Below are 13,088 nucleotides of genomic sequence, written 5' to 3' on the forward strand. Positions count from 1 at the left end.
TGGGGGTTATTCGTCCGGTGCGCCCGAGACGATTTCGACGCCCGAGGAGGCACCGATACGCTCTGCACCCGCTTCGAACATCGCCAGCGCGTCCTCGTACGACCCGACGCCGCCGGACGCCTTCACGGGAAGATACTCGGCCATGAGTTCGACGTCTTCGACTGTCGCACCGCCGTCTGCGAACCCGGTCGAAGTCTTGACGAACGCGGCGTCTGCGTCGCGAGCCGCCTCACACGCACGGTGCTTCTCTTCTTCGGTGAGGAGGGCCGTCTCGATGATGACCTTCACCGGAATGGGGACGGCGGCGACGACTTCCGAGATGTCTTCGGTGACGAGTTCGTCCTCGCCGGCTTTGAGTCGGCCGACGTTGACGACCATGTCCAGTTCGTCTGCGCCCGCCTGCCACGCGTCGACCGCCTCTTGACGTTTCGCGGCCGTCGTGTTCTGTCCGTGTGGGAACCCGATGACCGTCGCGAGAAGCACGTCGGGTGCGTACTCGGCCGCCTCCTCGACGTAGCACGGAGGGATGCAAGCGTTCATCCCCCACTCGTCAGCGTCGTCGAGGACGTGCTCGACGTCTTTCATCGTCGTCTCGGGGCCGAGGACCGTGTGGTCGATTCGGGGGGCGAGGTCGTCTCGATTCATATCGGGTGGAAGCGACGGGGACCTAAAGAACGTAAGGCTTTCACTGTGCCCCGTCGGGCCTCCTGCATGGCCATCCTCCCCGAAGGATTCGCGCTTCCCCCACTGCCGTATCTCGTCGTCCTCGTCGCCGGACTCGTCGGTGTCGGCGTCGGCCTCGTCAGAACGCGCCCATCCGTCTCGGAGGGGCACGTCCTCGCACTCGTGCCGTGGATGGTGTCCGGGTCGGCGCTCCACGTCTTCTTCGTCGTCGGCCTGCTTCCCCCCGCTATCGAACCGTTCGCCGGGACGCCAGCAGTCTACCTCACAGTCGCCGTCCTCGCAGGTGCGACGTGGTTGGGACTCGACGCCACAGACGCCGCGACTGCCCGAAATCTCGCTGTTCCCGGTGTCGCCCTCGCTGTCTTGTTCGTCGCGTTCGCACTCGGGAGCGCCCTCGTCGCTGAGACGCTCAGCATCCTCTGGCCCGGTATCGCCTTCGTCGTCGCCGTACTCGTCACCCCGGTGACGTGGGGGGTCCTGAAACGCTTCGCACCCGAATCCGCCGCCGCAGGACTGCTCGGTGTCCTCGCCATCTTCGGCCACGCGCTCGACGCCATCTCGACTGCCGTCGGTATCGACGTCCTCGGCTTCGGCGAGCGAACGCCCCTCTCGCGGGTCATCCTCGACGTCGCCGGGATGCTCCCGACTGCGGACCTCGTCGGCGTCGGGTGGCTGTTCGTCCTCGTGAAACTCGCCGTCGCGAGCCTCGTCGTGTGGCTTCTCGCCGACTACATCCGCGAGGAACCGACCGAGGGTGCACTGCTGTTGGGCTTCGTCGCCGCAGTCGGCCTCGGCCCCGGCGTCCACAACCTGTTGTTGTTCGCCATCTCCGGAGCCTAACACGGAGATACGCGCTCTCCGTCGGTTCGGTGCTGTCCGAACGCCTCACCAACGACTACCCACTGTAATCCCGGCACGTCCGCCGAGGCGACGAACATCGGCTGTTCCGGCTATTCGGTAACCCGAACGGCGGTCTCGCGGCACTATACGAGGTGACGATACACTCGCGATTCCACCGTAATTCGTGCCAATCACTCGATTGTTTGTTCAGGAGATACAGATACGAGCACAAACATCCGGAGTGTACTTCGCATTTTTGTATTTACGAAGCCAACTATCCATCCACCGATATTGGTGGCTCTGATGTATGATTCGTATTCGACGAGCGACAGAGTGGTCGTCGCGGACATCCTCCGGAACCCGCACCGGTGCCACATTCTGTACGTTCTCAGACGGTACGGGACGCCCATGGAACTGGAGGCACTCGCCGCGCACATCGAAGGGACACGCCCGCCGACACGGGCACCCGGTCTGACGACGACGGGGGCCGTGTCGTCGGTCCAACTTCACCATACGCACCTCCCGAAACTCGATGGGGGTGGTGTGCTCCGGTACGATTCGTACGAACAGCGAATCGTCTCACTCGACGACGACCGACTGGACTCGTTGCTGGAGATGGGACACCGGATACTCGAATCACTCCGACGTGACCGACGCACAGACGACTAGCACAGGATTCTCGTTTTCGGGTTCGAATCGGGGGCGTTGGATCGGTTCTCCCTCCCCTCACCACACCCACTCCAGTCAGGCGGACCGCTAGCGACCCGAGAGAGTTATCTGCGCGGCGAAACGATTGACGCGGACGCATGTCCCGAGTCATCTGTGCCGGCCACGTGAACTGGGACGTCACCCTCCGCGTGGACGCCCTCCCCGAACCAGACGGGGAAGCAATTGTCGAGTCTCGCGTCGGAGCAGGCGGTGGAAGCGCCGCGAACGTCGCGAGCGGCCTCGTCGGATTAGACCTCTCGACGGCACTCCTCGGGAGTGTCGGGGACGACGAGTACGGGCACGCCGCCGTCGCCGAACTCGCGTCGAAAGGTGTCGATTGTCGGCACGTCGTCAGCGTCGACCACGGCCCGACGACTGTCAAGTACATCGTCGTCGACGCCGCGGGCGAGGTGTTCGTCCTCGGGTCGCCCGGCGTCAACGAGGCGTTCGACGCCTCGGACCTTCCGGAAACGGCGCTCGCAGAAGTAGACCACCTCCACCTGACGAGTCAGTCGCCGACCACTGCCGCCGCCCTCGCCCGACTGGCGAACGACGTCGGGACGACGGTCAGTTTCGACCCCGGCCGGCGCATCGGTGACCGCGGCTACTCCGAGGCACTTCGGTTGGTCGATTACGTCTTCCTCAACGACCGAGAGGCCGCCACGGCACTCGGTGCGGCCGCCGGTTCGGGGGACCGGGCCGACCAAGACCCGTCCAGAAACGGTAGCAACGGCGGTTCCGTCGGCGACGCACTCGACGAGACGACACTCGTCCTGAAACACGGTCCAAACGGAGCGGAAGTCCGCGATGGCGACGAACGACACGTCCATCCGGGCTATCCCGTCGACGCCGTGGACACGACCGGTGCAGGTGACGCGTTCGCTGCTGGGTTCATCGCTGCGCGACTCGACGGCAAGTCGTACGAACGAGCACTCGCCGTCGCGAACGCCTGCGGTGCCCTGACCGCGGCAGAACCCGGTGCTCGAACACAACTGAGTTGGCGACGACTCGACGAACTCGTCGAACACTGACGAGGTCAGCCAACACACGACGGGTTCTGCCGGGTCTCAGTGCCACCCCCGACCGAAACGCCACACAATCGACCATACCAATTTTATCCTCACCGGTCATTCCTCGGGACGATGCTGGACCAGTTCTCGGCCGTGGCCGCCGCCCTCGGGTCGCTTCCGAGCGTCGGCGTCGTCGCCAGTCGGGTGGCACTCGGTGCCATCGTCGGCGTCGCGGCCGCTGTCGTGATGGATATCCCGATGTGGCGGCAGGAAGAAGGGTTCACACCCGCGTACATCGCCGCGTCGGTCATCCGTCGGACCCGCCCCGACAACGTCGACTTCCTCGACGCGAACCTCGTCCACCACGTCGCGGGTGCGCTCTCTGGAGCGTTCTACGCGCTGGTCTACCTCGTCGTCGATTCGGTCCTCCCCGAGGCTCCGCTCTTCGGCGTGGACTTCCCACCGCACGTCATCTCGGCGGGAGTCGTCGTCGCGAGTATCTACATCCTGTTTTCACAGTTCGTCCTCCCCCGTGCGGGTCGGAGTATCTACGAAGAGCGGGCGACTGCCGTTCGCGGGCAGTGGCTTCGCTCGTCGCTCGTCTTCGGGGCGACGCTCTTGATTCTCGCACCGGCGCTCTTCGCCGGCATCGCGTGAGTGATTCGGCGTCGGCGGCGGGGGTGACGCCCCCTCGAACCGCGGCGTTTTTGCCCGCGACACGAGTGGGTCGGATATGGCGAAACAGCCCCACCTCCTCGTCGAAGAAGGCGACGTAAACGACATCGCACTCATTCCGGGCGACCCGGGCCGCGTCGACCGAATCGCGAAGCAGTGTGAGAACGTCGAAGAAGTCGCACAGAACCGCGAGTACAAAGTCGTCAACGCGGAGTACGAGGGCGTCCCGCTGACCATCTCTTCGACGGGTATCGGGTGCCCGTCTGCCGCTATCGCGCTCGAAGAACTCTCCCGAGTCGGTGTGGAGACGTTCATCCGCGTCGGCACCATCGGCGCGCTGCAGGAAGATATCGAAATCGGCGACATGATAGTCGCGACTGGTGCCGCCAAGGAAGAAGGCACGTCCAAGCGCTACGAGTCCGAAGTCTACCCGGCGGTCCCCGACTACGACGTCCTCACGTCGCTCGTCGATGCCGCGGAGGCCAACGACGAAGACGTTCACGTCGGCCCCATCGTCTCCGACGACGCCTTCTACAACGAGTCCGACGAGTACGTGAAGGACTGGAACGCGGCGGGGCTTCTCGCCATCGAGATGGAGGCCGCGACGGTGTTCTCGCTCGCCCGCCGCAAGGGTCTGCGCGCAGGTGCCATCTGTACGGTCGACGGGAACCTCGTCGCCGGCACCCAGAAGGGTGCTGACTCCGACGAAGAACTCCCCGAGAAGGCGAAGAACAACGTCGAGCGTGCTATCAGCATCACGCTCGACGCCGTCACCGACCTCGCGTAAGCTAGCCAGTGGACATTCGCCACCTCGTGGCCCGTGTGGCCGCACGCGCCAGCGAACTCCGCGCCCGTATTCGACGGGTAGAGCGGCGTGAAACGGTGGCGTTCAGTCGTTGGATAGAGAACACGAACAACCTGCTTCATCTCACAGTTTTACTCCTCATCCCGCTCCTCATCGGAGTCGTGACGTTCGTCTCGAACTCGGTGAGCACGCTCTCGTTCCTGTTGTTTCCACCACTCGCGTCCGGGTCGTACACGCTCTTTTCGGACCCCGAAGGACAGTACGCGTCGCCAGTGAAGTTCGTCCTCGCACTCACCGTCGGTGCCCTCTGCGGACTCGTCGCGTTCGGGTTCACGACGTGGGTGTACGGACCCACCGGAACCACCATCGTCCACCCATCGTCTGCCGCCTTCGCTATCTTCCTCGCAGGAGGCGCGACGTGGGCGCTCGACATCGAAGCGCCCTCTGCGTTCTCGACGGCACTCTTGACTCTCGTGACGGGGGACGTGAACCCCGAAGAGTACGTGGTGAGCATCTTCTTCGCGAGCGTCGTCATCGCCATCGTGTTCAGCGTCTGGCGCGAGGAGTTCTACGAACGGCGCGCAGAGTACCTCTACGGCACGGTCAAAGGTGACGACCACGTCCTCGTTCCGATGCGCGGCGAGACGGCAGACCGAACCGCGTTCTTCGCGGCCAAACTCGCCGCGGCGCACGAGGCCGGGAAAGTCGTCCTCCTCGACGTTCTCTCACCCGACGAGACGGCCGACACGCACGGGCCACCGTCGGGCGCAGATGCAGGCACAGAGCCGGAAGTGGTGTCTCCCGAATCGACCGGGAGTCCTGCTGCGGATGCCGCAGTCGACCGTCTCGAAACCTGCGCGCACGACATTCGAACAAAACTCGGCGTCCCCGTCGAAGTCGTCGTCGCCAGCGGCGACCCACTCTCGGCGACAGTGGAGGCGGCAGGCAACACCAACTCCGACCTCGTCGTCACACCGTACGAAGAAGACCGAGGCTTGCTGTCGGACTACGTCCGCGGCCTCTTCGGTGGCCAGTACGATACGGTCGCGTTTCGGTCGACCGGGGGGGAGTACCGGTGGCGACGGATTCTGGTCCTCGTCTCGCGTCCCGGCGACGCTGCCCACGCGATGATTGACTTCGCGACGCGACTCGCGGGCAAGACTGGGAGCGTGAGCGTCACGACGTGTATCTCGGCGGAAGTCGAACGCCGACCGGCGGAGGCGAAACTCGCAAATCTGGTCGAGACGGCAGAGGGGAACATCGAGACGCGAGTCGCCCGCAGCGAGGTGACGAAGTTCATCGCCTCTAACACCGCCACGTACGACCTGGTCGTCCTCGGGTCGAGTGGCGAGCGCTCTGCTGCCTCGCGATTCATCTCGCCGCCGACGTTCGAACGAATCAGAGAAATCGACTGCGACGTGGCCGTCTTCGACCGCGGGAACTAGTCGTCGCTGGCGTCGGTATCGGCTTCGTTGGTGTCGTCAGCGGCCGCGGCCACCTCGTCTGGTTCTTCTTCGAGGAGGCGCTCTTCGACCGTCTCGAGGCCGCTCCCACCGATGGCGGACTCGGCGAGGAAGTGGCCACCGAGTGCGGCAGGGCTGATGACGGTGTTCGCCCCTGCGCGCCGGAGTTTGGGTTCGTTCTCACGCTGGGTCGCCGCCGCGACGATGTGGATGTCGGGATTGAGTTGTCGAGCAGTCAGGATAGCGAGTGCGTCTTCGGCGTCGTTGTTGGTTGCGACGATAGCCGACCGGGCGACTTCGACGCGGGCGCGCTTCAGCGATTCCTCGTCGCTCGGGTCGGCGGTGAACACGTCGTAGCCGCGGTCTGAGAGACGCTGTGCACGCTCCGAGTTCGGCGTGATGATGAGGACGTCGGCGCGTCCTTCGAGTTCTTCGAGAATCGGTTCGGTCAGTTCCCCGTGGCCGAGGACGAGGACGTGGTTGTCGAGGATTTCCAGTTGTGATTCGGTCATGCGTCCAAGTGCTTTGGTGAGTCGTGCTTCGATTGCGGGCGTGAGCAAGACACCGAGTGCCACCGCGAAACTCGCGACGGTGACGAGGAGTGCCGACATCCCGAACAGTTTGGCGTACGGTGTCCGCGGGGTGATGTCGCCATAGCCGACGGTACTTCCGGTGACGAGTGCGAAGTAGAAGGCGTCGAACAGCGTGTCGATGCCGTTGAAGTCACGCCGGAGGGCGTACGCCCCAGCAGTCGCGTAGGTCTGCGCGCCGACGATAGCCAGTAGCGCCGACAACTGCGTGACGTTCCAGTCGAGGTCACGGTCGAACGCCCGGTAGTTCAGCAGACAGAGGACGAGGCTGATTATCGAAAAGCCAATCAGTGGGGCGGCGCGTTCCGGCGACTGGATGAGGCCCTGCGCGGCAGACACCGGCAGGAGAACGACCGTCGAGTACCACGCCGAACGAAGGCGTCGCCGAAGGCCGTACACGCTGGCCAGCAGGAGGAACCCGGTCAGCGTGCCGGTGAACCCTGCCGTGATGCGGATGACTTCGGGCACGAGCGAACCGAAGAGGCCACCGCTCACGGGCGAACTGATGTTCAAGATACCCGTCGCTGCAGACAAGATTGCCACGACGAACACTGTCGTGACAGTGGTCCGAGCGCCTACCCAGTCGCGTGCCGACACCATGTCGCCGAAACTCGGCAGGGGACGGGGAAAAAGCGTTGGGTATCGGTACGACTGGCAGGCGACACCGTGACTGTCCCGTGTCACGAGCGAACGGTTCGCTCGCCGTCACGCATTTATCTCGGGAGTGAGTGAACAGGGCTATGGCTTCACTTCCTGTCGAAGTGGTCTACGGTCTCTACTTCGGCATTCTCACGGGACTCGTCCCCGCCGCCGTCGCGTGGCTCTTTGGGTTCGGGTTTCGGTACGTCACCGGGGTCACGATTCCCGGTCTCGCCGTGGTGGTCCTCAGCGTGGCCATCGCCGGCGCCAGCGGTGGTCTCATGGCCCTCGCCGACCCCACCATCACGCAGTCGGACAATCAAGTTCGACTGACCGTGGCGCTGTTGGTCGTGCTGATGGGCGCACTGTACGCACACAACCGCGGTGACGCGTTCGCGAACGAGATTCCGCGCAAGATGTCGCTCCGGAGACTCACCGAGCGGACGCTTTCGACCGACGTGGTCGAACTCGTGGGTGGGCGCGGGCAAGTCACGGTCACCGTCCCGCGGGAAGTCGGCGACATCGAGGGCTACCCACCGGTTCCCGTCGACGTTCGCACCGCGATTCGAGACGGTGAGTGGACGTTCCCCGCAGACATCCCACTGGTCGAACTCGAATCGCGGTTCGCAGACCGCCTGCAGACAGAGTTCGACCTCGCCGCAGTCGAGGTCCAAATCGACGAACAGGCCCGCGCGAGGGTCGCCGCGGCGGCACCGGTCGGCGGCCTCTCGAAACGACTGTCCGCAGGGAAGCGGGCCGTCTCTATCGAGGCCCTCGTCCCGACCGGACTCGCACAGGGAGACGACGTGGTCGTCGCCACCGACGGCGGGACCATCTCGGCGAGCGTCGTCGGTGTCGATTCGGTCGCCGAAGCGGTCGATACCGACAACGACGCGGAAGACGACGAAGCACCGAAGTGGGCACCTCGCGCACCGACGGCGGCGGGCGGTGAGGGCCGGGTCACACTCGCAGTCGAGCGAACCGACGTGGAGTCACTCCTCCGAAGCGATGCGACGCAGTTCGTCGTCACCTCTCGGGGTGTCCGCCGTGAATTCGAACTCGTCTCACTGCTTCGCCGAGCGGGCAAGCGATTTTCGAGACTCACCGTCGGCGCGGACGGCCCACTGGATGGCGTGTCGCTCAGAGCGGCGAGCGTCCGCGATACCTACGGCGTGGCCATCCTCGCTCTCCGCCACAGTGGGACGTGGACTATCGCTCCCCGCGGCGACCAGACAATCTCGGCTGGAGACACACTGTACGCCGTCGGGTCGCGTTCCGACCTGACCGCGTTCGAGGAGGCAGTCGCGTGACCGCGACGATGCTCGCAGTCGACCTCGGTTCGGCCGTCGTCGGACAGGTGTCGGTCCCACCAGCGAGTGACCCACTGGTCAGAAACGTCCTCCGCGTCGTCGGCCTCGTCGTCGGTGCGTTCCTCGCTTCCGGCGTCGCCGCACTCACGTATCGGTGGTACACCCGTGAGGCCATCCCGCGGGCACTCGCAGTCCTCTTCGGCACCTCCGTCGTCGCACTGTACCTGAACACCGTCGGTCTGTTCGGCGACTTCGTCACGGGGACGGACACCGCCGTCTTCGAACTCGAACGTGTGCTCTTCAACACGTCCGCGCTGGCGGGTGGTGCAGTCGCCTCGCCCGTCGGCCGTATCGTCGGAGACCGTGCGGCGACGGACGTGTTCGCCGTCGCCGGTGCGAAAGAACTCGACACCGACGTGAGTCGCCTCGTCCGAACCGTCGGGCGAGTGACGACGGTAACGATTCCCGACGAAGTGGGTGACATCGAAGGCTACGACCCCGTCTCCGAGAGCATCAAAGACCAGTTGAGCGGCAAGACACTCCTGTTCCCACGGCGACTCAGTGAGGACGAACTCCGTGAACGCCTCGTCGAACGAGTCAAAGACGACCACGGTGTCGGCCACGTGGACGTGGAGTTCGAAGACGGGCACGTCTCGTACTTCGCACTCGGGAGTCGCGCCGCCGGACTCGGGCCGACGCTCGCGCCTGGCACTGTCGCGGTTGCCATTCGTGCCGACCCCGGACCCGGCGCAGGTGCCGGTGACCCGGTGCAGGTCTGGGCGGTTCCGGACGCTGACGACACAGACGGCACGGACGGCGAACTGCCGGCACCCACGAACGGAGAAGAGACGCGCGTCGAGAGTGACGGGAGTGGGTCGGTGCCGACTCGTGTCGCGTTCGGCGAACTTCGCGGCGTCGCCGACGACGTGGCGACCATCGCCCTCGACGAAGAAGACGCGGACAAACTCACGGGGGCAGACGAGTACCGGGTCGTCACACTCCCGGCGGACCTCCGTGTCGACCGTGAGTTCGCGTCACTCCTTCGGAACGCAGACGAGACGATGGCGGTCACCACCGTCACCCCAGATTCGGCACTCGACGGGCAACGTGTCTCTGACGTGGAGACGACTGTCGTCGCCATCAGACCATCCAACGGTCCCGTGGACGCCATCCCAGCACGGACCCGAGAACTTTCTGCTGGCGACACACTCTACGTCGTCGGCCGACCGGAACTCCTGCGGAAAGTCGAACGCCGGGCGACGACCGACGACAGCAGAACCGACGGCGGGGACGACGAGGACGGACACGAGGGCGGTGACGGTGACGGGAGCGACCGCCGCCCGGCGACGGGGTCGGGGGCGCAATCCTCATGAGTACCGAGCGAGGAACCCATAGCATGGAGTGGAAATTGTTCGCAGACCTCGCGGAGGTGGCCGGTGCGCGCACCATCCGCGTCGACGTCGGCGACGACGTGACTGTCGGCGAGGCACTCGACGCACTCGTCGGTGCGCACCCGTCGCTCGAATCACGGGTGTTCGCCGACGACGGCGAGTTGTACGACCACATCAACGTCCTTCGAAACGGTGAGAACGCGTCACTCGACGACGACGCGACGGTCGGCGACGAACTCGCCCTCTTCCCGCCGGTCAGCGGCGGGTAACGCACCTCCCCACGACGGTCAGCGAGTGGACTCTCGCCGCCAGCGACCGAACTAGCCCATCGCGTCGGGGCGAATGTCCGGGTTCTCGCGGACGAATTCGACGATTCGAGAGACGTAGGACTCGAACGCCGGCGGTTCGATACCGGTTCCGGCGAGGTGTCTCCGCGCGTTCGCGCCGACGTAGCGAGTCGGGTGCGTGAAGTACGGCAGTGTCTCCGGTTCGACGCCGACGAGGTCTCTGAGTGTGTCCGACCGCCTCAGGACCGACGTGGTGAGGCCAACCGGCGTCGGGACGTGAATCCCGACTCGACCTGTCGCGTCGAGAAGCGTCGCAGTGAACGCCCGAATCGTCAACGGGTTCGGGTCGCACAACTGGTACGTGACGTTCTTCGAGCGGTCGAGTCCCGAGAGGTGTTCGATGGCGTCGACGACGTAGTCTCGCGGGACGACGTTCAACTCGGCCGCGCCGGGGTCGCCGAGTCGCGGAACGAACGCGACGCGCGGTTGCCGGAGGAGCAACCGAATCAGGTAGTAGGGACCGTCGTACTTCTGTGTCTCACCGGTCCGACTGTCGCCGACGACGATTGCGGGTCGATAGACCGTCGCTGGTACCTCGCCGGACTCCATCCGGTCGCGGACGAGCAGTTCGGCGCGGAACTTCGTCTCCTCGTAGTGGTTGTTGAACGACTGCCCAACGTCGAGGTCGGACTCCGTGAACACGCCGTCGTGGCGACCACTGACGTAACACGTGCTGACGTAGTGGAGTCGGTCGACGTCGGCCGCCTCGGCGAAGTCGAGGACGTGCCGTGTTCCGTCGACGTTGACTGCCTGTCCGACCTCGGGTGAGACGGCCAGGTCGTAGACTGCGGCGAGGTGGAACACCGTGGTCACGCGCGATTCGATGTCGGTTCGTGTCGTCTCTGAGAGTCCGAGTGCTGGGTCGGTGATGTCGCCTTCGACGAGCGTCAGGGTCTCCCGCCAGTCTGGTCCGAAGAGGTCGGCAGCACGCGTTTCGGACGCCTCACGGTACTTCGGTTGGACGAGACAGACGATTTCGTCGGTTCTGTCTGCGAGTCGGTCGACGAGTGCACTGCCGAGAAATCCGGGGAACCCCGTGAGGAAGACGCTCACGGGAGTACCTCCGAGAGTCGCTTCCAGAGGCGAAGGCCGAGTGTCGCACCGTCGGCCCAGACCTGCTTTCCGCGCTTTGGCGGCGAGAGGAGGCCCAGTCGTTGGGTTGCAACCGTCTGTGACTCGGTGTACTTCAGCAGGCCGTGTCGGCCGTGTCGCCGACCGACACCGGAGTCTTTCATCCCTCCCATCGGCGCGTCGATGGACGCCCACGCTGCGGCGTAGGCCTCGTTGACGTTGACGGTGCCCGTTTCCAATCGCGCGGCGACCTGTTCGCCGCGCTGGGTTCGCTCCGTCCAGACGCTCGCGTTCAGTCCATACGCGGAGTCGTTAGCGCGTTCGATGGCCTCGGAGACACTCTCGACTTCGTACAGCGAGACGACCGGACCGAACGTCTCCTCGTCGGCGAGCGTCGCGTCGGGCGTCACGTCGGTCAGTATCGTCGGTTCGTAGAAGTACGGTCCGAGGTCAGGCCGGGCACGGCCACCCGAGAGGACTGTCGCGCCCTTCTCGACTGCATCTTCGACGTGTGCTTCGACTTTCTCCAGCAACTCCCGGTCGAGGAGTGACCCCACGTCGTGGCCGTAGTCGTACCCCGCGTCGAGCGTGAGTCCGCGGGTCTCTCGGACGAACGCGTCACGGAACTCGTCGGCGACTGCCTCGTGAACGTAGATTCGCTCGATGGAGATACACAGTTGCCCAGCGTTGGCGAAGCACCCACGGACGGCACCCCGTGCCGCTTTTTCCACGTCTGCGTCGTCGAGGACCAACAGCGGGTTCTTTCCACCGAGTTCGAGCGAGCAATCCGTGAGATGGCGACCTGCCGTCTCGGCGACAGTGCGTCCGACTTCCGTGCTGCCGGTGAAACTCACGTAGTCGACGCCTTCGATGAGCGGTTCGCCGAGTCGTGGCCCCTCGCCAGTCACGACCTGAAACACATCGTCGGGGAGTCCACACTCACGGAGTACGTCGAGTGCCCAGAGCGCAGTGAACGGCGTTCCTTCGTCTGGTTTGAGGACGACTGCGTTCCCCGCGAGTAACGCGGGAATCGACTCCGAGACGGATAGCGAGAGTGGGTAGTTCCACGGAGAGATGATGCCCACCACGCCGACAGGGTGGTGATGTTCGACGGCCTTCGTCACGAGCGGAATCGCGCCGGCGCGTTGTTTCGACGCGAGTTCTCGCTCGGCGAGGTTCGCGTAGTACCGTGCCGTCGCGGCGACGTCGAGAATCTCTTCGAGTGCGTCGGCGCGTGCTTTCCCCGTTTCGGTCTGAATCACGTCCAAAAGCGCCTCGCGCCGGTCGAGGACGGCGTCGTGGAACCGAGCGAAGACGGCAGTTCGGTCTTCGATTGGCCACGCGGCCCACGCCTCGCCTGCGGACTGGGCATCAGCGACGGCCGAGCGAACGTCTTCGGGCGTACACAGGGGCACTTCGCCGACGACGCTGTCGTCGTACGGGGCACGAACGGGGAGGAGTTCCCGTTCGTCGAGTGGAGTGACCTGTTGAGCGAGTTCGTTCAGTCGAGTTCGGGAGACGGGAGTGGAGGGGGCGTCTGTCATACCCGACCATA

At 64.9% G+C, this 13,088-nt stretch carries 13 protein-coding genes; 9 read left to right on the top strand and 4 right to left on the bottom strand.

Going from position 1 to position 13,088, the window contains the following annotated elements; genetic code table 11:
* Positions 1–6: 6 nt before the first annotated feature.
* Positions 7–645 (bottom strand): deoxyribose-phosphate aldolase, encoded by a 639-nt coding sequence (gene deoC, locus GJR96_RS09905; protein ID WP_151162784.1) that lies wholly within the window; start codon positions 643–645, stop codon positions 7–9.
* 66 nt (positions 646–711) lie between these two features.
* Between deoC and GJR96_RS09910 the strand changes: the two genes are divergently transcribed.
* The 6 genes from GJR96_RS09910 (at position 712) to GJR96_RS09935 (ending at position 6,167) form a co-directional block, all read left to right on the top strand.
* Positions 712–1,524 (top strand): DUF63 family protein, encoded by an 813-nt coding sequence (locus GJR96_RS09910; RefSeq protein ID WP_151162785.1) that lies wholly within the window; start codon positions 712–714, stop codon positions 1,522–1,524.
* A gap of 303 nt (positions 1,525–1,827) precedes the next feature.
* Positions 1,828–2,193 (top strand): DUF7344 domain-containing protein, encoded by a 366-nt coding sequence (locus GJR96_RS09915; protein WP_151162786.1) that lies wholly within the window; start codon positions 1,828–1,830, stop codon positions 2,191–2,193.
* A 137-nt stretch (positions 2,194–2,330) separates the two neighbouring features.
* On the top strand, positions 2,331–3,263 hold the full coding sequence (locus GJR96_RS09920) for a carbohydrate kinase family protein (RefSeq protein ID WP_151162787.1): 933 nt from the start codon (positions 2,331–2,333) through the stop codon (positions 3,261–3,263).
* A gap of 111 nt (positions 3,264–3,374) precedes the next feature.
* On the top strand, positions 3,375–3,899 hold the full coding sequence (locus GJR96_RS09925) for a hypothetical protein (protein WP_151162788.1): 525 nt from the start codon (positions 3,375–3,377) through the stop codon (positions 3,897–3,899).
* Positions 3,900–3,975: 76 nt separating this feature from the next.
* Entirely contained in the window at positions 3,976–4,704 is a 729-nt protein-coding gene (locus GJR96_RS09930; protein WP_151162789.1) for a nucleoside phosphorylase, read from the top strand.
* Between the two features lie 8 nt (positions 4,705–4,712).
* Positions 4,713–6,167: an HPP family protein gene (locus GJR96_RS09935; RefSeq protein ID WP_151162790.1), complete on the top strand. Its 1,455-nt coding sequence runs from the start codon at positions 4,713–4,715 to the stop codon at positions 6,165–6,167.
* Here the strand turns inward: GJR96_RS09935 and GJR96_RS09940 are convergent.
* Positions 6,164–7,375: an NAD-binding protein gene (locus GJR96_RS09940; RefSeq protein WP_151162791.1), complete on the bottom strand. Its 1,212-nt coding sequence runs from the start codon at positions 7,373–7,375 to the stop codon at positions 6,164–6,166. The genes GJR96_RS09935 and GJR96_RS09940 overlap by 4 nt on opposite strands.
* 140 nt (positions 7,376–7,515) lie before the next feature.
* Between GJR96_RS09940 and GJR96_RS09945 the strand changes: the two genes are divergently transcribed.
* The 3 genes from GJR96_RS09945 to GJR96_RS09955 are packed head-to-tail and all read left to right on the top strand — an operon-like array spanning position 7,516 to position 10,384.
* Complete coding sequence (locus GJR96_RS09945; protein WP_151162792.1) at positions 7,516–8,724, top strand: potassium channel family protein; 1,209 nt, start codon at positions 7,516–7,518, stop codon at positions 8,722–8,724.
* Positions 8,725–8,732: 8 nt separating this feature from the next.
* Complete coding sequence (locus GJR96_RS09950) at positions 8,733–10,097, top strand: potassium transporter TrkA (protein WP_151163991.1); 1,365 nt, start codon at positions 8,733–8,735, stop codon at positions 10,095–10,097.
* A gap of 23 nt (positions 10,098–10,120) precedes the next feature.
* Entirely contained in the window at positions 10,121–10,384 is a 264-nt protein-coding gene (locus GJR96_RS09955) for a ubiquitin-like small modifier protein 1 (RefSeq protein ID WP_151162793.1), read from the top strand.
* A gap of 51 nt (positions 10,385–10,435) precedes the next feature.
* Here the strand turns inward: GJR96_RS09955 and GJR96_RS09960 are convergent, their stop codons facing one another.
* Together GJR96_RS09960 and GJR96_RS09965 are read right to left on the bottom strand one after the other, a co-directional pair.
* Positions 10,436–11,515 (bottom strand): SDR family oxidoreductase, encoded by a 1,080-nt coding sequence (locus GJR96_RS09960; RefSeq protein ID WP_151162794.1) that lies wholly within the window; start codon positions 11,513–11,515, stop codon positions 10,436–10,438.
* The gene (locus GJR96_RS09965) at positions 11,512–13,077 is read right to left on the bottom strand and encodes a succinic semialdehyde dehydrogenase (protein WP_151162795.1); all 1,566 of its coding nucleotides are present in this window, start codon (positions 13,075–13,077) and stop codon (positions 11,512–11,514) included. Before GJR96_RS09965 ends, GJR96_RS09960 begins: the two co-directional genes overlap by 4 nt.
* Positions 13,078–13,088: the final 11 nt, after the last annotated feature.

The organism is Haloferax litoreum (genome assembly GCF_009674605.1).
GTDB classification, from domain to species: domain Archaea; phylum Halobacteriota; class Halobacteria; order Halobacteriales; family Haloferacaceae; genus Haloferax; species Haloferax litoreum.